This window comes from Saccharopolyspora phatthalungensis, from assembly GCF_014203395.1.
GTDB lineage: Bacteria > Actinomycetota > Actinomycetes > Mycobacteriales > Pseudonocardiaceae > Saccharopolyspora > Saccharopolyspora phatthalungensis.
Genome location: NZ_JACHIW010000001.1, coordinates 2,743,767 through 2,763,381 on the forward strand (window position 1 = coordinate 2,743,767; position 19,615 = coordinate 2,763,381).

At 68.3% G+C, this 19,615-nt stretch carries 19 protein-coding genes; 7 read left to right on the forward strand and 12 right to left on the reverse strand.

Going from position 1 to position 19,615, the window contains the following annotated elements; translation table 11 throughout:
• Positions 1 to 92 precede the first annotated feature (92 nt).
• Positions 93 to 1,394, forward strand: a complete 1,302-nt coding sequence (locus tag BJ970_RS12660; protein ID WP_184726442.1) for a thymidine phosphorylase — start codon at positions 93 to 95, stop codon at positions 1,392 to 1,394.
• 79 nt (positions 1,395 to 1,473) lie between these two features.
• Here BJ970_RS12660 and BJ970_RS12665 read toward each other — a convergent pair whose 3' ends face one another.
• Positions 1,474 to 2,667 (reverse strand): hypothetical protein, encoded by a 1,194-nt coding sequence (locus BJ970_RS12665; RefSeq protein WP_184726443.1) that lies wholly within the window; start codon positions 2,665 to 2,667, stop codon positions 1,474 to 1,476.
• A gap of 323 nt (positions 2,668 to 2,990) precedes the next feature.
• Between BJ970_RS12665 and BJ970_RS12670 the strand changes: the two genes are divergently transcribed.
• From BJ970_RS12670 to BJ970_RS12680, 3 genes are all read left to right on the forward strand, one after another.
• Complete coding sequence (locus BJ970_RS12670) at positions 2,991 to 4,079, forward strand: adenosine deaminase (RefSeq protein WP_184726444.1); 1,089 nt, start codon at positions 2,991 to 2,993, stop codon at positions 4,077 to 4,079.
• A gap of 111 nt (positions 4,080 to 4,190) precedes the next feature.
• The gene (locus tag BJ970_RS12675; protein WP_184726445.1) at positions 4,191 to 4,955 is read left to right on the forward strand and encodes an IclR family transcriptional regulator; all 765 of its coding nucleotides are present in this window, start codon (positions 4,191 to 4,193) and stop codon (positions 4,953 to 4,955) included.
• A gap of 179 nt (positions 4,956 to 5,134) precedes the next feature.
• The gene (locus BJ970_RS12680) at positions 5,135 to 5,743 is read left to right on the forward strand and encodes an RNA polymerase sigma factor (protein ID WP_184726446.1); all 609 of its coding nucleotides are present in this window, start codon (positions 5,135 to 5,137) and stop codon (positions 5,741 to 5,743) included.
• 51 nt (positions 5,744 to 5,794) lie between these two features.
• On the opposite strand, the gene BJ970_RS12685 is transcribed toward BJ970_RS12680, so the two are convergent.
• Positions 5,795 to 7,024, reverse strand: coding sequence for a SatS C-terminal domain-containing protein (locus BJ970_RS12685; RefSeq protein WP_184726447.1), 1,230 nt, complete (start codon positions 7,022 to 7,024; stop codon positions 5,795 to 5,797).
• Between the two features lie 260 nt (positions 7,025 to 7,284).
• Between BJ970_RS12685 and BJ970_RS12690 the strand changes: the two genes are divergently transcribed.
• From BJ970_RS12690 to BJ970_RS12700, 3 genes are all read left to right on the forward strand, one after another.
• Complete coding sequence (locus BJ970_RS12690; protein WP_184726448.1) at positions 7,285 to 7,863, forward strand: SMI1/KNR4 family protein; 579 nt, start codon at positions 7,285 to 7,287, stop codon at positions 7,861 to 7,863.
• A gap of 79 nt (positions 7,864 to 7,942) precedes the next feature.
• Positions 7,943 to 8,296: a PadR family transcriptional regulator gene (locus BJ970_RS12695; RefSeq protein WP_184726449.1), complete on the forward strand. Its 354-nt coding sequence runs from the start codon at positions 7,943 to 7,945 to the stop codon at positions 8,294 to 8,296.
• Positions 8,296 to 8,913 carry a hypothetical protein gene (locus tag BJ970_RS12700; protein WP_184726450.1) on the forward strand — a complete coding sequence of 206 codons (618 nt, stop codon included), beginning with the start codon at positions 8,296 to 8,298 and terminating at the stop codon, positions 8,911 to 8,913. Before BJ970_RS12695 ends, BJ970_RS12700 begins: the two co-directional genes overlap by 1 nt.
• An 83-nt stretch (positions 8,914 to 8,996) precedes the next feature.
• Here BJ970_RS12700 and BJ970_RS12705 read toward each other — a convergent pair whose 3' ends face one another.
• The 10 genes from BJ970_RS12705 to BJ970_RS12750 all read right to left on the reverse strand — a co-directional run bounded on the left by BJ970_RS12705 (position 8,997) and on the right by BJ970_RS12750 (position 19,466).
• Positions 8,997 to 9,875 carry an aldehyde dehydrogenase family protein gene (locus tag BJ970_RS12705; RefSeq protein WP_184726451.1) on the reverse strand — a complete coding sequence of 293 codons (879 nt, stop codon included), beginning with the start codon at positions 9,873 to 9,875 and terminating at the stop codon, positions 8,997 to 8,999.
• Positions 9,868 to 11,307: an aldehyde dehydrogenase family protein gene (locus BJ970_RS12710; RefSeq protein WP_184726452.1), complete on the reverse strand. Its 1,440-nt coding sequence runs from the start codon at positions 11,305 to 11,307 to the stop codon at positions 9,868 to 9,870. Before BJ970_RS12710 ends, BJ970_RS12705 begins: the two co-directional genes overlap by 8 nt.
• Entirely contained in the window at positions 11,307 to 12,260 is a 954-nt protein-coding gene (gene deoC / locus BJ970_RS12715) for a deoxyribose-phosphate aldolase (RefSeq protein WP_184726453.1), read from the reverse strand. The genes BJ970_RS12710 and deoC overlap by 1 nt, the downstream gene beginning before the upstream one ends.
• Positions 12,261 to 12,397: 137 nt before the next feature.
• A complete protein-coding gene (locus tag BJ970_RS12720) occupies positions 12,398 to 13,210 on the reverse strand; it encodes a transporter substrate-binding domain-containing protein (RefSeq protein ID WP_184726454.1) in 813 nt (270 codons plus the stop codon).
• Between the two features lie 13 nt (positions 13,211 to 13,223).
• Positions 13,224 to 13,844 (reverse strand): hypothetical protein, encoded by a 621-nt coding sequence (locus BJ970_RS12725; protein ID WP_184726455.1) that lies wholly within the window; start codon positions 13,842 to 13,844, stop codon positions 13,224 to 13,226.
• A gap of 364 nt (positions 13,845 to 14,208) precedes the next feature.
• A complete protein-coding gene (locus BJ970_RS12730) occupies positions 14,209 to 15,369 on the reverse strand; it encodes a hypothetical protein (RefSeq protein WP_184726456.1) in 1,161 nt (386 codons plus the stop codon).
• A 30-nt stretch (positions 15,370 to 15,399) separates the two neighbouring features.
• Positions 15,400 to 16,845 (reverse strand): hypothetical protein, encoded by a 1,446-nt coding sequence (locus BJ970_RS12735; protein WP_184726457.1) that lies wholly within the window; start codon positions 16,843 to 16,845, stop codon positions 15,400 to 15,402.
• Positions 16,842 to 17,318, reverse strand: coding sequence for a hypothetical protein (locus tag BJ970_RS12740; RefSeq protein WP_184726458.1), 477 nt, complete (start codon positions 17,316 to 17,318; stop codon positions 16,842 to 16,844). Before BJ970_RS12740 ends, BJ970_RS12735 begins: the two co-directional genes overlap by 4 nt.
• The gene (locus BJ970_RS12745) at positions 17,315 to 18,637 is read right to left on the reverse strand and encodes a hypothetical protein (protein ID WP_184726459.1); all 1,323 of its coding nucleotides are present in this window, start codon (positions 18,635 to 18,637) and stop codon (positions 17,315 to 17,317) included. The genes BJ970_RS12740 and BJ970_RS12745 overlap by 4 nt, the downstream gene beginning before the upstream one ends.
• Positions 18,621 to 19,466: a hypothetical protein gene (locus tag BJ970_RS12750; protein ID WP_184726460.1), complete on the reverse strand. Its 846-nt coding sequence runs from the start codon at positions 19,464 to 19,466 to the stop codon at positions 18,621 to 18,623. Before BJ970_RS12750 ends, BJ970_RS12745 begins: the two co-directional genes overlap by 17 nt.
• Positions 19,467 to 19,615: the final 149 nt, after the last annotated feature.

The window sequence follows — 19,615 nt, forward strand, 5'->3', positions numbered from 1 at the left end:
GCCCAAGATCACTCGTTCGGGGTGTATCCATACGCGGGGTTCGTTCCTCTTTATTAGCGGGAAGTTCCGGCGAGCCCAGGGAGGCGACGAAGATGCATTCCGCGATTGATGTGATCCGCGCGAAGCGCGACGGCGAGCGGCTCACCGAGGAGCAGATCGACTGGGTGATCGAGGCGTACACCCGGGGCCAGGTCGCCGACGAACAAATGGCGGCGCTGGCGATGGCGGTCCTGCTGCGCGGCATGACCCCGGCGGAGACGGCGCGCTGGACGGCGGCGATGGTTGCCTCCGGCGAGACGCTGGCGCTCGACGGCATCCGAAAACCCACCGTGGACAAGCATTCCACCGGCGGCGTGGGCGACAAGATCACGCTCCCGTTGACGCCGCTGGTGGCCGCCTGCGGTGCGGCCGTGCCGCAGCTGTCCGGCCGGGGGCTTGGCCATACCGGCGGCACCCTGGACAAGCTGGAGTCGATACCCGGTTGGCGGGCGCGGCTGTCGGCGGATGAGATTCGCGGCATGCTCAACGAAGTCGGCGCCGTGGTGTGCGCGGCGACCGAGGGTTTGGTACCGGCCGACCGCAAGCTCTATGCACTGCGGGACGTGACGGGCACGGTCGAGTCGGTGCCGTTGATCGCCAGCTCGATCATGAGCAAGAAGATCGCCGAGGGCGTGCAGTCGCTGGTGCTCGACGTCAAATGCGGTTCCGGCGCGTTCATGAAGGACCTGGGCCAGGCGCGGGAGTTGGCTGCCGCCTTGGTGGACATCGGCACGGCCAACGGATTGCGCACCAGCGCACTGATCACCGACATGTCGGTGCCGTTGGGCCGAGCGGTCGGCAACGCGTTGGAGGTGGCCGAGGCCGTGGAGGTGCTGTGCGGCGGCGGCCCGCCGGATGTGGTGGAACTGACGCTGGCCTTGGCCCGCGAGATGCTTGGCCACGCGGGCTTGTCCGATGTGGATCCCGCCGAGGTGCTGGCCGACGGCCGGGCGTACGAGTCGTGGCGCCAGATGATCAAGGGCCAAGGCGGCGATCCCGAGGCCGCGTTGCCGCGGGCCGAGCACGTCGAGGTCGTCACCGCAGCCGAGTCCGGGACGCTCACGAGGCTCGACGCCTACGCGGTCGGGGTCGCGGCCTGGCGGCTGGGGGCCGGACGAGCTCGCAAGGAGGATGACGTCCAACACGCTGCGGGCGTGCTGTGCCTGGCGAAGCCGGGAGACCGGGTGACCGCCGGCCAACCACTGCTGGAGCTGCACACCGACCGCCCGGAAACCTTTGCGGGGGCCGCAGAAGCGTTGACCGGCGCTTACGCGATCGGCGGCGCCGACGAGGCGTCGGCGCCGCTGATTCTGGATCGGGTGGTCGCGGATCGCGCGCCGACCGGGCCACCTTGATCGACCCGGCCAGGGCGGCGCGAACCGGGATCGCGCGGGTTGAGAGGTACTGAGTTCCCAACCCGCGCGATCCCCCGGATCAGGCGCTTTCGGCCGTGAAGTCGTCGCCCTCGTCGGCGGTAAGTGCCTTGTCCGTGTCGCGCTTCGCGCTCTTCGACCGGCCGCGGCGCTGCGACCGGGGCAGGGTGGTGGGCGGCGGCGGGGCGGACGGCGCGCTGCCGCCGAGGATCAGCTCGGCGAAGGTCGCCATCGCCTCATCAAGCTGACCGGCGTGCCGCCGCTCGCTCTCCTCGTTGGCCTCGCGGACCAGGGCGCCCAGCGCGTCGCCGTCGGGACGCGAGGACAGCGTTCCGGACAGCTGGGACAGGTTCTTCGACAGCGTGCCGCCCAGCTCGCCGAAGCCGCTCTTGACGCCCTCTTCGACGGTGTCCAGGCGGCTGGTGAAGCCTTGCTCGACGGTGTCGATCCGGGTATTGACGTTGTCCTCGACCTGATTGAGACGCCCGGAGACCCGGTCCAGCCGATCGGTGAGCTGCTCAAGCCGTTCGGCCAGGTTGTCCAGCCGGTCGGTCGGGTCCACCGCGGGACGCGCGGCGAGCTGGTCGAGCTTGGCGTCCAGCTGGTCGCGGGTGCCGGAGACCGCTTCGGCGAGCGTGTGCTGCGCGTTGCCGGTCGACTCGGTGACCGCGCGCTGCAACGCCTCGCGGGTGCCGTCGAGGTGCTCGTGCACGCCTTCGTCGATCTCGGCGAAGCGGCCGCGCAGGCTGGTCTCCAGCGAGTCGATGCGCTCGCGCACCGGGCCATGCACCGAGGATGGCAGCGCTTCCAGCCGACCGTCCTGCTTGTCGAGGTGCAGGCCGAGCTCGTCGAGGCGCTTGTGGATGTGGCCGAGCTTGTCCTCCAGGCCATCCATCCGGCCGGAGACGCCGTCCATCCGGCCGGCGACCCCGTCGAGTCGGCCGTCGAGCTGCGCGAACGGCTTGGCGAGCTTGTCCACCAGGCCGTCGACGCCGCTCTTCAGGTCGACCAGCGCGCCATCGTGCGCTTCCAGCTTGGCCAGTGCCTCGTCGAGTCGTTCGGCGAGCACGCTGACTTCGGTGCGGTCCGGTAGCTCGGACAACCGTTTCCGCACGGAGCCCAGGGACTCCAGCGGCGACAGCCGGGCGTGGATTTCATCCAGGGCGTCGAAGATCTGCTGCTGTTCGCTTTCGCGGATCTCAGCCGCACGCGTGAGCATGTTGCGCATGCGGTCGAACGACATGTTCTCGGTCACGGCTAGGGGCGTCCTTCGTCGAGGGAGGGTGAGGACTCAAGGAGCCTAGCTACCCGGTTCTCGCGTTCCTAGCCGCCCCCCGATACGTTGCGTGACCACTAAGCCAATTCTCACTCCGTTTAGTCCCACTTTCTTGGGCTAAATGGCCCAGTATGCTCGCCGCCGAATGACCTAAATGTTGTGTTTTCCTCCATCTGGGTGAGTTTCTGGGGGGACCGTCGTCTGGTTGAACACGGTCGGAAGCGGAGACCTGCCCCGGCCTTCGCCGGGTCCCGGTAATAGCTGTCGGTGAGGCCGTCGGCTCCGCCTTGTAACGTAGGTGCATGTCGACTCCGGTGAACCTGGACACCATCCGGCTGGCGCCGAAAGCCCTGTTGCACGATCACCTCGACGGGGGCCTGCGGCCGCAGACCGTCATCGATCTCGCGCGCTCGGCCGGGTATGCGGACCTCCCCCATGAAGACGCCGGTGAGCTGGAAAGTTGGTTCGCCGCGGCGGCGGATTCGGGGTCGCTGGAGCGTTACCTGGAGACCTTCTCGCACACCGTCGCGGTGATGCAGAGCGAGGAGGCGCTGGCCCGCGTCGCCGCCGAGTGCGTTGAGGACCTGGCCGCGGACGGCGTGGTGTATGCGGAGGTCCGCTACGCCCCGGAACTGTTCCAGGAACAGGGCCTGACTCTCGACCAAGTGGTGCAGGCCGTGCAGGACGGATTCCGGGACGGTCAACGGCGCGTAGCCGCCGCCGGAAAACGTATCCGAATCGGTACCTTGTTGTGCGCGATGCGGCAGAACGCGAGGTCCGCGGAAATCGCGAACCTCGCCGTTCGGTACCGCGATGCCGAGGTTGTCGGCTTCGACATCGCGGGCCCGGAAGCGGGATTTCCGCCCACCCGGAACCTGGACGCCTTCGAATACCTCCGGCAGCAGAATGCGCATTTCACCATTCACGCCGGCGAAGCGTTCGGCCTGCCGTCGATCTGGGAGGCGATCCAGCATTGCGGCGCCGAACGCCTCGGACACGGGGTCCGCATCGTCGACGACATCAAGGTGACCGAGGACGGCTCGGTGCAGCTGGGCCGGTTGGCGTCCTACGTGCGGGATCGGCGGATCCCGCTGGAGATGTGCCCGTCGTCGAACCTGCAAACCGGCGCCGCGAAGTCGATCGCCGAGCATCCCATCGGCCTGCTGGCGAAGTTGCGATTCCGGGTTACCGTGAATACGGACAACCGGCTGATGAGTCACTGCTCGATGTCCAGCGAGTTTGCCGCGTTGCATGAGGCGTTTGGCTACGGCTGGGCCGACTTGCAGCGGTTCACGGTCAACGCCATGAAATCGGCCTTCATCGGCTTCGACGAGCGACTGGAGATCATCGACGACGTGATCAAGCCCGGCTACGCGGCGTTGCTGGAGTGACGAGTGAACGTCGTCGTGGCGGGTCAGCTCCCTGGCGACGGTTACCGCCGCCGCTGAACGGGATTCACGACCTGCGCGAGCACGGGGCGCTGCGGACCTCGGGAGGGACAGGTGACAAATCGCGGCGAACCCACGCTGATCACATCGGTCCAGCGGGCCCTGAGGCTGCTGGAGGCGGTGGGCGAGCACCCGGGCGGCACCACCGCGAAATATCTCGCGAGGCGCACCGGGCTTGCTTTGCCGACCACGTACCACCTGCTGCGCACCCTGGTGCACGAGGGCTACTTGCAGAAACTCGATGATGGCGCCTTCATTGTCGGGTCGCAGGTGTCGGGGCTGCATGTAGCCGCGCAGGGTCATGGGCTTCGCAGCAGGGTTCGCGACGTCATGGCGGTCCTGCGCGAGGACCTGAACGCAGCGACCTACCTTGCCCGCTACCACGAGGGCGAGGTGGAGGTCGCCGAAATCGTCGACAGCCCGCGCAGTCCGCGGGTGGACACCTGGGTCGATTTCCGCCAGGTCGCGCACGCCACGGCGCTCGGTAAGTGCCTGCTGTTAGGGCTGAGCAAGGACGAACGTGCCGAACACTTCGACCGGTATCCGCCCGCCGACCTGACCCCGCGCACGATCACCCGGATTCGCGATCTCGTCAACGGGCCGGATCGGCCGGTGGTCAGCGACTCCGAGGAGTACTCGCTGGGCATCGCGTGTCTGGCCGCCCCGGTCCTCGGTGCCCAATGCCCGATGACGCTGGCGATCTCCTTCCCGGCGCGCAAGCTCGCCGCCACGAAGGTCTACGTCGCGCCGTTGCGGGCGGCGGCCGGGGAGATCTCCCGGAGCCTCGTCATGGCGCGCGATTTCCCGACGACCGGGTAACGTTCGACGGTCTTCCGTCGCCCCGTCGAGGGGCAATCACTATCTGAAATCTTCTGTCTTGTTCGCGGGGCCCGAGTCCCGCGAGCATCGTTTCGGTGGGGGGGCGAACCCGGTGAGGGGCGGTCACCGCTTCCGGGCGGGGCACGCCCCTCACCGGTGCAACGGCGCTAAGGGGAACGATGCTCGCGGGCGACGATCGAACGCTGCTCGAAGCGGTACGAGCCGGGTCGAACTCTGCGTTCGGCGAGCTGTACGCGCGGCACTGCACGGCGGCGCACACCATGGCCAAGCAGGTCGCCGAGACTCCGACCGATGCCGAAGACCTGGTCGCCGAGGCCTTCGCCAAGATCCTGGACGTCGTGCGCCGCGGCGGTGGTCCGGACACCGCGTTCCGCGCCTACCTGCTTACCACGGTGCGTAACCTGGCGATGGCGTTGAACAGCCGGGGCCGCCGGTTGCACTTGGCCGCCGAACTTGAGGCTTTCTGTGCGCCCGAAAGCCACCTGTCGTCCACCGACCCCGCGATGGTCGAGCCGGAGCGCGACCTGGTGGGCAAGGCGTTCGCGCGGCTGCCGCGACGCTGGCGGCACGTTCTCTGGTACGTCGAGATCGAGCACCGAACGACGGCCGAAGTGGGCAAGCGTTTCGGCATCAGCCGCAACAGCGCCGCCGCGCTCGCTTACCGAGCGAGAAAAGGTCTGCGCGAGGCCTACTCGCAGGTGTGCGCGGACGAGCCCACCCGCCGTCGGCTCGCGGCCCCCGGTCAACTGCTGGCCGAGGCGGCTTGACCCGAGGGCTCGGGTGCTTGACGGCGCTCCGGCCCGGCCGACCCCCTCGGTTCAGTGCGTGCGGAACCGCTCTTCGAGGGCTTCCACCAGCTTGCGCCAGGCCGCGACCTCGGCGTCGAACGGTGCGCTCGGCGGCAGCCGGTTCGGGCTCGGGCGCAACACGAAGGAGACCAGCCAGCCGAGCCGTTCCGAAGGCTGCAGCGCCCGCTCGACACTGTCGTCACCGGCCCACGTCGCGGCGTCCATCAGCAGTTCCTCGGCGAGGTCCAGCTGGGTGGAGTCCACTTCGGACGGGCCGGCGCCGAGGTCGGCGTCCAGGCCGGTCAGCACGTAGGTGTTCTCCGGGTCGACCTCGACCCGCAGGTCGCCGGCGGTCGCCTTCTGCCGGACCTGCGGCCAGGTCGCGACCCGGGCCAGGTCGGTGTCCTCGACCGCGCTGTCGTCGGCGATGAACCGGGCCAGCGCGCGCGGCGTGGGGAACACGTCGATCTTGCCGTCGGTGCCGAGGAAGACCGGGTCGTCGTCGAGGTAGCAGCGCAGCGAGTAGTGCTCGCCGGTGCTGGTGATGATCCGGATCGGGTCGATGCCGACCTCGCCCCAGAAACCGAGCTCGACCTCTTCGATGTCGTCCACTGTGGACGCCTCGGCGGTGCCCGCCCCCTCGTCGTCGGCGTCGGCCTCCAACGCCTCGGCGAGCTCGGTCTCGGCGGTGGCGACCGCTTCGGCCGGCACGTCCGGTGTCGTGACGACGGCGTCGATGGCGTCCAGCAGCTCGTCCCAGCGCTCGACGACGACCTTGCACAGGTCGGTCCAGCGGCGCTGCCCGTCCTTGCCGGAGAAGGCCAGGGTGCCCTGGTCGAGCATGGCGAACCCGTCGGCGGCGTCCAGCACGTCGTGCACCGCGTCCAGCTCGCAGACGTCGGCGAGCGAGCGGGCGATCTCGACGATGTCGGCGAGCTCGTTGATGGTCCAGGTGTCCAGCGGCTCGGCGACTAGCTCCGGGACACCGACCAGGTCGTATTGGTGGTCCTCGTCCGGGCTGAGCTCGACCGCGGACAGGGCCGGCACGACGTGCCAGGCCGGGTGGTCGTCGAGGTCGTGCTCCCCGGCCGTGCGCACGAACGCCGCCAGGCGCGCAGCATCGGGGAATGCGTAGAGGTCGTCCTCGTACCCGAGGAAGGCCTCCCACTCCTCGCCGTCCTCGCGCCAGCGCGGTGCCCACAGGGTGACGACGTCGCCCTGTGGCAGCCCGAGCTCGATGGGGACGATGTCCTGCGCCATCTCTCTACCTCCGGTCACCTAACCAGAACTCGCGGAAGCCTACGGGCTCCGCGTTCACAGCGTGTTCCCCGGTCTTGCTCTCACCGTATCGAGTCCGTCGAATGCATCGGTCGACGGAACAGTTCGTAACGATCCCGCCCCCGGCACGCGGCGACGGCGCAAACGGTTTTGCACCGTTCGGCGCAGTTGTGTTGGGCACTTGGCGGTGGGGTCACGGTTGGCGGTACCGGTCTGCCCGGTTTCTGACGACCATGATCGGAATGGACGTCACGGAGTTGTGGACGAAGATCGTGCTCTGGCTGACGGCGCACGCGCCGGTCACCGCAAGCGCCCTACGTCCGCCCGTGCCGCCGGACTTCGCCGAACTGGAAGCCGAACTCGCCGTCGAACTGCCGGGCGAACTGCGCGAGCTGTGGACGTGCTGCGGCGGCACCGACGCCGACGTACTGGCGGACGTCCTGCCGCCCTTCTATACGCCTTACAGCGCGGCCGAGGCTCTCCGCTCCTGGCGCGATCACCGTAAGCGCTGGACGATGCAGTGGGATCGGCCGGCCTGCGACTACTACGCGGGCTCGCCGGGCTCCAGCTTCCACCCGGCCTGGATTCCGATCGCCGGTGACGGCTTCGCCGACGAACTCGTGGTGGACCTGCGGCCGGGGCCGCTGAACGGCTGCGTGCTGGAGTGGGAGCAGGAATCCGCGCAGGTCTTCCGGCCGGAATGGAGGTGCGTCACGTCGATGCTCGTCGAAGTCCACCGCTCCCTGGCCGAGGGAGTCCCGACGGGTCACAGTTTCCCGACGATCACCGAAGACGGCCGCCTCGACTGGCAGATCCGCTGACGGGACCGGCCATCCCGTTCCAGCAGGGTGTCGTGCCTGCTAGTTGGCGAGACAAACTAGTAGGTGTTACGTTGTCGGCGTGGTTGACAAGGCGGCCTCAGCGAGGCAGACGCAGTGGTTGCGCGGTGTGCTGGACCTCACGGTGTTGGCGTTGCTCGCCGAGGGCGGCGAGGGCTACGGCTACACGTTGTTGCAGCGGCTGGCCGAGGCCGGGTTGCCGGGCATGAAGGCGGGCACGCTCTACCCGCTGCTCAACCGGCTCGCGGCGGACGGGTTGCTCCGGTCCGAGTGGCGGGCCGGCGAGGGCGGCCCGGGGCGCAAGTTCTTCGCGTTGACCGACCAGGGGCGCGCCGTGCTGGCCGAACAGGGGCCGAAGTGGATCGAGTTCGCGAAGAACTCAATCTCGGTGGTGGAACGAGGGGTGCAGGCGTGATGACGCTGAACAAGAAGTACCGGGACGAGCTGCTGGTTGCGCTGCGGATGCACGAGATCTCCGGCGAGCGGGTCGGCGAGGTGCTCGCGGGGGTCGAAGCGCACGTGGTCGAAACCGGCGAGGATCCGGTGGCGGCGTTCGGTCGACCGCGCGAATACGCCGCCCAGGTCGCGGCGCAGTTGGACCGCAGCACCGGCAAGCGATCCACATTGGACGCCGTGGGCGGCGGGCTGGCCGTGGCCGCGCTGGTCATGTTCGGATCGGAATACCTATTGGACGGTCTGTTCGCGGACGCCTCGACAATTCCGTACACGCTCAAGGACACCGCGGCATTGTCGGCGTTGCTGGTGTTCATCGCGGGTGGCACGGTCCTTTTCTTCCGCGCCTTCACCGCGACGGCCCGCAACCAGGTCTACGCTGTCGCGGCCCTCGGCACATTCGTGCTGTCGATCCTCTCGCAGTTCGCGATCGGCTGGGTCTTCGACGACGTGGCACCGCTGTACGAGATGCCGCGCTGGCTCGCGATCGCGGTGGGTGCAACTCTGCTGGCAGGTGCGGTCGGGATGCTGGCCCACGCTATCCGGCGGGGTCGCGTGGTCTACCCGAAGGCTTCGTGACGCATCACGCGCGGGGCAGTGTCCTCAGTGCCCGAACCGGCTCCGATCGGGCTCCCAACAGCTTTCGCGCCCACGGCCAGACGTCACGTCCCGACCGGGTGCCAGACGGTCTTGATCTCGGTGAACGCGCGAAGGCGCTGGAGGTCGGGCTCCCGCGTCCAGTCCGGTTCGTCGCGCACCGGCAGCACCCGCTTGACCGTATCCGCCGCGGCTTGCGCCAGTTCGGCGCGCAGCGGCCCTGGTGCGCCGGTCGGGTCCAGGGCGTTGACGTCGGCGTGGGCGGCGAGCCAGGGGCCGAGTTCGGCGGCCCGGCCGGTCAGGACGTTGACCACACCGCCGGGCAAGTCGGATGTCGCCAGCACCTCGGCGAACGTCACCGCCGGCAGCGGTCGGTCCGCGCTGGCGACCACCACGCAGGTGTTCCCGGCCGCGATCACCGGCGCCACCACGCTGATCAGGCCGAGCAGCGCGGATTCCGGCGGCGCGAGCACGCCGACCACGCCCGTCGGCTCCGGCACGCTGAACGAGAAGTACGGTCCCGCGACCGGATTCGCGGCGCCGAGCACCATCGAGATCTTGTCCGTCCAACCCGCGTACCACACCATGCGGTCCACCGATGCATCCACAGTGGACCGGCCTTGCTTGCGGGACAGGCCCTCCGCCGCGGCGATTTCGGCGGCGAACTGATCGCGCCGGCCCTCCAGCATCTCGGCGATGCGGAACAGCACCTGGCCTCGGTTGTAGGCTGTCGCGCCGGACCAGCCGCCGAACGCCTTGCGGGCGGCGGCAACCGCGTCACGGACATCCTTGCGGGAGGCGTGCGCGGCGTTGGCGAGGAAGGTTCCGTCGGCTGCGTGCACCGGGTACACCCGGCCCGACTCCGAGCGCGGGAACGCCCCGCCGATGTAGAGCTTGTAGGTCTTGGCCACGGCTAGCCGCTCCGGGGTGCGGTCGTCAGACATCGAGGTAGGCCTCCAAACCCGCCCGTCCGCCTTCGCGGCCGAAGCCGGATTCCTGATAGCCGCCGAAGGGGGCGGTCGGGTCGAACCGGTTGAAGGTGTTCGCCCACACGACCCCGGCCCGCAGCCGCTGCGCCGCCCACAGGATCCGGGACCCCTTCTCGGTCCAGATCCCGGCCGACAGGCCGTACGGGGTGTTGTTGGCCTTGGCGATGGCCTCCGCGGGGGTGCGGAAGGTGAGCACCGAGAGCACCGGCCCGAAGATCTCCTCGCGCGCGATCCGCATCGACTGCTGCACATCCGAGAACACCGTGGGGGAGAAGAAGAATCCTCTGCCCGGCAGCGGGCACGGACTGGTCCAGCGCTGGGCGCCTTCGGCATCGCCGCTGGCGGCCAGCTCGGTGATCTTGGTGAGCTGCTCGGCGGAGTTGATCGCGCCGACATCGGTGTTCTTGTCCAGCGGGTCCCCGACGCGCAGCGTCCGCACCCGGACCCGCAGCTTCTCCAGCAGTTCGTCGGCGATCGACTCCTGCACCAGCAGCCGCGAGCCGGCGCAGCAGACGTGACCCTGGTTGAAGAAGATCCCGTTGACGATGCCCTCGACGGCCTGATCAAGCGGGGCGTCGTCGAAGACGATATTCGCGGCCTTGCCCCCGAGCTCCAGGGTCAGCTTCTTCCCGGACCCCGCGACGCTGCGCTGGATCTGCTTGCCGACCTCGGTGGAACCGGTGAACGCGACCTTGTCGACGCCGGGGTGCGCGACCAGCGCGGCGCCGACGTCGCCGGCCCCCGGCAGGATGTTCACCACGCCCGGTGGAAGTCCGGCCTGCTGGCAGATTTCGGCGAACACCAGGGCGGTCAATGGTGTCGTCTCGGCGGGCTTGAGCACCACGGTGTTACCGCAGGCCAGCGCCGGGGCGATCTTCCAGGCCAGCATGAGCAGCGGGAAGTTCCACGGGATGACCTGCGCGGCGACCCCGAGCGGCCGCGGATCGGGGCCATAGCCGGCGTAGCCGAGCTTGTCGGCCCAGCCGGCGTGGTGGAAGAAGTGCGCGGCGGCGGTCGGGATGTCGGCGTCCCGTGACTCATTGATGGGTTTGCCGTTGTCCAGCGACTCCAGCACCGCGAGTTCCCGGGCGCGCTCCTGGATCAACCGGGCGATGCGGAACAGGTATTTCGCGCGTTCCCGGCCCGGCATCGTCGACCAGGTGTGCTCGAAAGCCCGCCGCGCCGCCCGCACCGCGTCGTCCACATCGGACTCGGCGGCGCTGGAGACCTCGGTGAGCAGTTCCTCGGTGGCCGGGTTGATGCTCTTCAGCGGCTCGCCGCCGCCGTCGACGAACGCGCCGTCGACGAACATCCGGTAGCTGGGCTTGAGGTTGGCGATGTCCCGGGATTCCGGTGCCGGTGCGTACTCCCACGGGCTATCGGTCATCAATCCACCGCCACGTAATCGGGGCCGCTGTAGTGGCCGTCAAGCTGGGTGCGTCGCTGCATCAGCAGGTCGTTGAGCAGGCCGGACGCGCCGAACCGGAACAATTGCGGGTGCAGCCACTCCGGGCCGGCCACCTCGTGCACGGCGACCAGGTAGCGGATCGCGTCCTTGGTGTCGCGGATCCCGCCCGCGGGTTTGACACCGCGCAGTTCGCCGGTGGCGTCCCGCCAGTCGCGGACCGCCTGGAGCATCAAATGCGTCACGGGCAGGGTGGCGGCCGGCGACACCTTGCCGGTGGAGGTCTTGATGAAGTCGCCGCCCGCGAGCAGCGCGAGCCAGGCAGCGCGGCGCACGTTGTCGTAGGTGGCGAGTTCGCCGGTCTCCAGGATGACCTTCAGGTGCGCGCCGCCGCAGGCCGCCTTGACGGCCCGGATCTCGTCGAAGACCTGCCCATAGCGGCCGGTCAGGAAGGCTCCGCGGTCGATCACCATGTCGATCTCGTCGGCGCCCGCCGCCACGGCGAACTCCACGTCGGCGAGTTTCACCGCGAGCGCCGAGCGGCCGGACGGAAAGGCCGTCGCCACCGAGGCGACCCGGATGCCGGAGCCTTCCACGGCGCGCACCGCGGTGGCGGCCATGTCGGAGTAGACGCAGACCGCCGCGACCTGCGGAGTGTCGGGGCGGTCCGGATCGGGACGGCGGGCCTTGGCGCAGAGCGTCCGGACCTTGCCTTCGGTGTCGGCGCCTTCCAGGGTGGTCAGGTCGATCATCGAGATCGAGGTGTCGATCGCCCAGCGCTTGGCGGCCTTCTTGATGCTCCGGGTCGCGAGGCCGGCGGCCCGCTGATCCAGCCCGACCTGGTCGACGCCGGGCAGACCGTGCAGGAACCGGCGCAACGACCGGTCGTCCCGGACGGCATCGGCGAGCTCGGACGAAGTCGGCGACTGTGCCATGCCCGGAGTCTAAGCGCCGAACCCCGGTGAGCGCTGTGGCTGGAGTGAATCCGCCGGCTCGCCGAGCCCCGGCGCTCGCCGGCCTTTCTCGCCAGTTGTGCAACGCGCCGACTTCGCCTGCAATTGCCGCGCTCTTGCTATCCGTCGCAAACAGTTTTCGCCTCGACCAGCGACGAGCTGACACTGTAGTCATCGGGGTCCACGCCGGGGAAATATGTGGTGAAGTTATTTTTCCACTCCGGGCTGTCCACGTAACCCTTGAGCCAATTCAAGATTGTGCCGCATTCCGATGGGTGGTTCTTGGGTATCGCGATGGCGTAGTAGCCGTCAGATCCGAATTCCTTGTCAAGCAGCTTGAATTCATGTTCGTTCTGGACGAAGCCCTCCAGGATGATCTTGTCCGTCATGATCGCGGTCACCTGACGCTTCTTCAAGCGGTCCTTGCAGGCTTCGAAACTTGGCTCCGTTACGGGATTCTGACCAAGCTCGTTCCTGATCACCTCCACCGATGTCGTGCCGGCTGCCGTGCACACTTCGGCGCCGGTGAATGAATGCAAATCCTCGGGGCCGTGGTAGTCGGAACGAACCAGCACCCCGGTCTTGGAGCGGAGGTAGGGGCCGATCATGTCAACGAGCAGCCTTCGGTCGTCCGTCATCGAATAGCTGGCAATGACGACGTCCAGGCGGTCCTGCTGCAAATAGGACTCACGGACCTCGGACGTGATGGGCTGGAAAGCCGCTTCCCGCTGGAACTGCTCGGCGACGCGCCGCGCGAGATAAATCTCGAATCCCTGCGGGTTGGTGGGGTCCTTCGTTGGACCGGCGAGGCCGGGTTGATCCACTTTGACCCCGAAGGAGGCGAACCGCGCATTCTGGAACAGGCCGGATGAACTAGAGCATCCCGCGACCAGCAAGAGCAGGAATATGCCGGAAAAAATTCTGGTTGCCATCGGAGTCCTTCTGTTAGTTGTGCAGTTCGGCGCTGTCGACATGGAGTTGCATCCGGCATCCGTCGCGTGCTCGCATCGTTACCACGGCGTTGATTTCGCGAGCGCCGTGCACGGCTACGGTTCCTGGTTCGTCGGAGCTGAGCGTGATCGGGCTGGGGTCGCTGTCCAGCTTGAGATCAACTTTCGTTTCTGGATCGGTGCGGCAGTCTTGAATTTTCTGACCCGAGCGTGAATTTGTGATACCGAATCTGATGGTTAGATAATCGCGTTCCTGGGTGGTAGCTATGGACATGGCGACTTTTTGCTCGTTGCGCAGTTCGGACGTCGCTCCGCTGAATTTCACGTCGGCGACCACCTGCAATGAACGGGTTTGTTCGTACACGCTGTACGCCGCCGCGCCCAGCACGACGAACAGGAGCGCCAGTCCCATGGCTATCCAGACCGACAGCCGGCTGTCGGTCGGATTGACGATCAGTGCGATGATCGCGACTGCGAGCGCCAAGATGCCGGCGATGTCCGCGCCATTCTCGACAGTGAAAAGCCATGCGGTGAGACCGAAGCTGCATAGAAAGAATAGGAGGGTCCAGATGAATTTTCTTGAAACTATTTCCTTGACCTTCGCCAGCCTTGACACGCCTCACCCCTACCTGACTATGAACAGTTCCCGCTGTATTAAGTTGGTGTCAAACCAGGTGCGCCTTACCGACTCGGGGCAGCAGTCGGAATATTCCACCGGATCTGCGGGCTCTTGATCGTTACGGCATTTCGGTGGACGTATGTGACCACCGTTTGGTTCCCGAACGAGCTGCGAATGATCTGACTACACCCGTTCGGCCTAGTGTTCCGTCCAGGACGCTTGCTCGGGGACATCGATCACAACCCGCCGCACCGTCATCGTCGATGACGGCTGCGAAAAGGCGAGCCTCGCCCCACTCCGGTTCGCGGAAAAGCGCCCCGGCGATCAGGGCGCTTCTCCGTGCCGGGTGACTTGCTCCGTCCTACCTCCGGTGGCCGTTGACGCGGATGCGGGACATCGGGCGGTCGGCCCGCGACGGTGCCGCGACCCCTACCGGTTTTTGGCGGTCCCACGGGAGCAGTTGCTTGGAGCCCGTGCGGTCGGCCAGGCGGAGGGACTGGGCCGAGGTGATCCACTCCTCCGCGGGTTCGGCGATCTCCAGGAGCAGTGCCTCGAATTCCGAGCGCGTCGTCTCCAGGATGTGCGGCGCCGCGAGCCAGCGCAGAACGTTCCGGCCGGTCACCGCCATCCGCTGCCGGGGCGAGGTGACCAGCCGCTCGTCGAAGTAGCGGATCAGCACCTCGTCCACCACGTCCCAGGCGTTGGCCGCGCCGAACAGGTCCCGGACGTCCTCGGCGTCGAGGATGTGGAAGCACTCCTCCAGCAGTTGCATGACCTCCACGCGCAGCACGTTCAGGTGGCCGTAGGAGGTGAACTTCAGGTTGTTGCGCAGATCCAGGCCGCTGCGCCGCACCACGGCCATGCTGCCGAAGGCCATGTCGTGCGCCCGTTCGCGGATGACATCGGAGATGCGCTTGTCCCGCCAGAACAGCGCGACCTGGTTGTTGAACTGGATGAACAACCGATGGAAGTCGGTGTTCGGCCGCGAGTTCCCGGAGCCCAGCCCACGGCCGTAGCCGAGCACCCGCCGGTAGGCGCTGATCCGGTCCCGCTTGGTGTAGCGCAGCACGTCGCGACGATCGAACCGGTACAGCCCGAACGCGCCCGGCCCATCCGAAAGCCGGATAGCGCCGCGCTGGAACAGCTCCTGCATCTTCTGCACGACGCGGAACACCCCGATCCGCTCGTGCTGGTACAGGTAGTAGAGATCGCCGACGGCGATGATCCGCTCCGAGGCGACCGTCTCGTCGTAGGTCTCGATGCCGTGCGGCATGCGGGTCGCGCCGAGGTCCCCGGCCGATTCGCCGCCGAGGCCCACCAACTGCGCGAGTCCGCCGTCTGCCGGGCGGGGCTGGGACTGTTCCTCGGCTTCGACCGCGAAGAGCATGTCGTCGATCTGCTTGAGGATCGCCTCGCCGACATGGGGATCGCTGCCCAGCTCGTTCGTCAGGTTGCCGGCGACCTGCCTGCGCAGCGCGGCGACCCGGTCGAAGAGTTCCCGGTACTGCTTTTCGGTGGCCATCATTCCTCCGTGCGGGGCGCGGGCGGTCCGCTATTCCGGCCGCGGGGCGGGCTTGGGCTCGGGCCGTTTGCGCGGACTGCGCCGCTTGGCCGAGGAGTCGGACGGTGCGACCGGGTCGGGCATCGCAGCGGCTTCCGGCGCCGCGACCTGCGGGACCGCCGTTGAGCCGGGCGGCCCCGGATCGGGTGTCGGCTCGGTCGGCCCCATCCCGGGCGGCGTCGAATCCTGTGGCGACGGGCCGTAGTCGTGCATCGGTCCGGGGGGCGTCGGCTCGGGTGGGGCTGCCGGGCGCCCCGGCGGATTCGCGTCGTGCCGGACCGGCCGGGCGATGCGCACGATCTCTTGCAGGTGGTCATGCAACTCGTCGATCGCGCGCTGAACCCGGGAGCTGAAGAACCCCGGCGGTAGCGTCGCCCGGTAGTTGCCCGGCACATCCCGCGGGTCGTCGGTACGTCTCGGCAGGTTGCCGACGATCCGCTCCAGCCGCTCGGCGATCTGCAGGAATGCACTGTGCACCCCGTCCTTGCCCGCGGACTCGATCAGCTTGCGCCCCTCGAAGGCAACGAAGTCGCGTACCCAGCGCAGCAATCCGCCGAGCGACATCGAGCCGCCTGCCGGATCGGGGATTTGCAGCACCTCGCGGTCGCCCCGGTGGATGCTCACCGAACTCAGCGCCGAGACGAGTTCTTCGGTTTGCACCGCAGCGGCCGAAAGCAGCTGCGACAGCGCCACGACGGTGGGGCCGAAGAACGGTGCCTGCCCGGTGTCCGGTTGCGCGAACGGGTCGATCCGGCTGCGGGCGTCCAGCCAGCCTCGGTACAGCGACAGCACCCAGTCGACGAGCGTGATGAACGAGGTCTGGATGCGCTCTTCTTCGATGGTGTTGACCTGGCTGCCGATCAGCCCGAACTCGTCGCGCAACTGCCCGAGGTGCCCGCGCACCAGGTTCGGGTCGACCGCGGAAGACGGATTTCCCAGCAGCAGCAGGAAAAGCTGGTCGATACGCGGTACCCGCACCAGGGGGCTCTCCAGCTCCTTGCGGATTTCCTCCAGCTCGTGCCGCACTAGGCTGCGGAATCCCTCACCGTTCTCCGGATCCGCTCCCGGCCGCAGCGGTCTCAGCGAGTCGAGCAAAGCCGTCGCATCCTTGATGGCGCTGCGCGCCCGCGCGGCCAGCGACGCCTGAGCGCCGGTAACCGCACCCAGGTCGGCCTGGATCGCATAGCCGCGCGGAGTCCAGGACGCTTCGGTGTGCCCCTCGACGCGCTTGAGCTCGAAGCTCCCGGTCAGCGCCGCAACGAAGCCCTTGGTGTCTCCGGTGCGCCATTTCCAGCCCAGCACGTCGCTGATCGCCTTGGCCGCGACATCGCCTGGCCGTTCGCAACACGGCGGCTCGGCCCGGGTGACCAGCGGGTACGCGCTGTCGATGTCTTGCGCCAGCGGCAGCGCGGCACCGCGGTCGTCGTTGTTGGTCATCGCTCGCCCTCGCAGTTCCCCTCGTTGCCGACCCGCTCCACGAGGCCGGCTGCCTCGCGCCAACAACGCAGCATGATGTTCTCCGTGCTGCGCAACGAACTCACGCATCCGTCCACACCGGACCGGATACTGCGCGCCCAACCGATCCACTCCGGGCCACGCCCGCGCACGGCGTGCGTGAGCGCGGTGGCCGCGTGGTAGCAACGGAACTCGTCGTCGAGCCGCCGCTGCATGCGCAGCAGCGCCAGCGCCGCGGTGTGCAGGGCTTCGCAGTGGGGTCGGCCGTGAACCGCGAGCAGCGCCGGTTGCAGGTCGGCCGTGCCGTCGGTGACGACCTCGGCCAGCCGGTCGGACACCGCCGGGCTCTCGCCTGCTGGCCGGTCCTCGATCACGCTGATCTCCAGTGCCCGCCATTCGGCCGCCAACTGCCGGAGTTCCCCCGCCAGAACGGGGAACTCGCTGAGCAAGGTCACCGTGCTCCCCTCCCCAGCTCCTCCACGAAGAAACGTGCCAGCCGCTTCGGCGGTGCCATCCGCTGTTCGAGCGCGTACCGGACGGCGCCGATCAGGAACCGCTCCGGCACAACGCCGGGCGACACTCCGTCGGCTAACCGCTCGGCGGCTTCCTCGACCATCCGCTGTTCCTTGGGTTCGAACCGCAACACCTGCGACAGGCTGCGGTTGCCCAGCGACGGGAACGAGGTGAAGCACATCGCGTCCACGACCGCGGGGATGGCCTGATCCGCGCTGGCCAGTAGGGCCGGTGGCGCGCCGATCAGCTCGGCTCGCGGGTACAACGCGCGCCAGGCCTGCGCGTGCTGCTCGGCGCTGCTCGCGAAACCCATCCGGGCGAGCAGTTCGATGGACAGCTTCGCCCGCAGGTACGGCACCGGATGCACCGCGGACCGGTGGAACTTCATCGACCTCCGCCGGTCGCGTGCGATCACGTCGAACAGCGAGCCCACCACCATCGGTCCACCGAAGAGCAATCCGGAGAGGTCCGCGAATGTCTCGCGGTTCCAGCGCACCCAGACCGACACCACCGCGGGCGGCAGCCCGAGCTCGGTCAACCGGGCCGCGACCTGCATCGGAACCGCCTTGGCCAGCCCGAGATCGTTCTGTAGGTTGTGGCTGACCTCGTGCAGCACCGCGCCCAGCGTCCACGGGTTGACCAGCCGGTGGTAGGGCAGCTGGATCAGCGGGAACGGGTTCAGCCGGTTGCTGAGCCGGCGAAGGGGGATACCTCGGCGAGACGTCGCCGGACCGTGGCTGGGCTCCAGGTAGCAGAACGGCGGCGGCGTCGGGATCGACCGCCAGCGCCCGATCCCCAGGTACGCGTACTGGTAGCAGTCCAGGGCGATCCGGTCCGCCGCCACCAGCCACGGGGCAAACGCGCTCTGCCGCTGGTTGAACAGCTCCAGGTAGAAATCCCACAGCCGCTCGGTGTCCCGCACCCAGCGGTGCGCCCGGGACTTCGCTTCCAGCACGGCCTGCAAGCGGTGCGAATCCGGCTGCGCCGCAGCGGCCTCGGCGGCCCGGCGAACCGCGCGGGTGGCTTTGTGGAGCGGCTCCCGCAGGGTGGACATGGTCTCGTTGACCGCCACGAGGTGCGCCCGGCTGGGACCGGTGGCCGGATCACCGAACTCGGCCCAGCCGAATGGCCGCAGCGCGGCCAAATGCCGTTCGACGTTGATGGCCTGGGTGCGCACCCAAGTCGCCAACAGCCGTTCGGCCCCGCGATCCGTCGGCCGGGCGTTTGCTGCGGCCGGCCGCAGCTCAGCAGCGACGGCCACGGCCCTTCCCCCGACGCCGGGCCTTCCCTGAGCCGCGAGCCCGCGTCGCACCGGAGCGGGCCGCCCGCACCCGACGGGCCTGGGTGGTGCGCGGCGTCCGGCGGACCGACCTGCCGGCGGGCCGACGTCCCCGGCGGGCACCCGGTCGGCGTCCCGGGTGGCCGCGGCCGATGGCGTCCGCGGTGTGCCCGGCCAGCGAGCGTGCGATGTCCGCGCCGGTGACCTTCCGGCCGCTCGCGTACCGGCGGCCGATGTCCCGCACGGTCCGACCCGCGATCTTGGGAACCTGACGCACCATCCTGCGCGTCATGGGGTTGCGCCACAGCATCTTGCCGACCGACGTGACACCGCGGATCAGCTTGGGAGCGAACTTCCTGGCCAGCGGCAGCAACTTCGGCGCCAGGCTCAGCGCGGCCGGGGCCAGTGCCGCCAGGAATCCTTCGACCTCGGCCTCGGTTTCGGCGCGCTCGGCCTCGAAGGCGAGCCTGGCCATCGTCTCGGCGTCCGAGTAGATCCGCCGGGGCGGATCGGCGAAGGACTCGTCCTCGCCCTCGTCCTCGAACTCCGCTTCCAGCTCCCGGACCAGCTGCTCGAACTCCAGCTCGTCCTCGTCTTCTTCCTCATCTTCGAACTCCGGGTCGTCCGCCAGCTCGCGGACCAGGCCCTCCAGCTCGTCCTCAAGGTCGTCTTCGTCTTCGAATTCCAACTCGTCCTCGACTTCTCCGGCGAAGTCCTCCAGCTCGTCCTCGTCTTCGAAGTCGAACTCCGCTTCCAGCTCGCGGGCCAGCTCGTCCTCCAGCTCGCCCTCGACGGCTCGGTAGCGACTCATGGCGGATCCTCCTGTCCTGCACCACGTCCGGCGGCGATTTCGGAAGCCGGCCGTCGGCGAGCGCGTAAGAACAGTCGAAGTCAACCGGGCATTCGGCCGGTAGTCACACGTTCGAGTGCCCGCTATCCGCGTTAGTTGTCCTGGATGTC

Excerpts from the sequence above, each read along its gene's own strand:
- BJ970_RS12660 (WP_184726442.1), top strand. The coding sequence starts at position 93 with ATGCATTCCGCGATTGATGTGATCCGCGCGAAGCGCGACGGCGAGCGG.
- BJ970_RS12670 (WP_184726444.1), top strand. The coding sequence starts at position 2,991 with ATGTCGACTCCGGTGAACCTGGACACCATCCGGCTGGCGCCGAAAGCC.
- BJ970_RS12680 (WP_184726446.1), top strand. The coding sequence starts at position 5,135 with ATGCTCGCGGGCGACGATCGAACGCTGCTCGAAGCGGTACGAGCCGGG.
- BJ970_RS12685 (WP_184726447.1), bottom strand. The coding sequence starts at position 7,024 with ATGGCGCAGGACATCGTCCCCATCGAGCTCGGGCTGCCACAGGGCGAC.
- BJ970_RS12690 (WP_184726448.1), top strand. The coding sequence starts at position 7,285 with ATGGACGTCACGGAGTTGTGGACGAAGATCGTGCTCTGGCTGACGGCG.
- BJ970_RS12700 (WP_184726450.1), top strand. The coding sequence starts at position 8,296 with ATGACGCTGAACAAGAAGTACCGGGACGAGCTGCTGGTTGCGCTGCGG.
- BJ970_RS12705 (WP_184726451.1), bottom strand. The coding sequence starts at position 9,875 with ATGTCTGACGACCGCACCCCGGAGCGGCTAGCCGTGGCCAAGACCTAC.
- BJ970_RS12710 (WP_184726452.1), bottom strand. The coding sequence starts at position 11,307 with ATGACCGATAGCCCGTGGGAGTACGCACCGGCACCGGAATCCCGGGAC.
- deoC (WP_184726453.1), bottom strand. The coding sequence starts at position 12,260 with ATGGCACAGTCGCCGACTTCGTCCGAGCTCGCCGATGCCGTCCGGGAC.
- BJ970_RS12720 (WP_184726454.1), bottom strand. The coding sequence starts at position 13,210 with ATGGCAACCAGAATTTTTTCCGGCATATTCCTGCTCTTGCTGGTCGCG.
- BJ970_RS12730 (WP_184726456.1), bottom strand. The coding sequence starts at position 15,369 with ATGGCCACCGAAAAGCAGTACCGGGAACTCTTCGACCGGGTCGCCGCG.
- BJ970_RS12735 (WP_184726457.1), bottom strand. The coding sequence starts at position 16,845 with ATGACCAACAACGACGACCGCGGTGCCGCGCTGCCGCTGGCGCAAGAC.
- BJ970_RS12750 (WP_184726460.1), bottom strand. The coding sequence starts at position 19,466 with ATGAGTCGCTACCGAGCCGTCGAGGGCGAGCTGGAGGACGAGCTGGCC.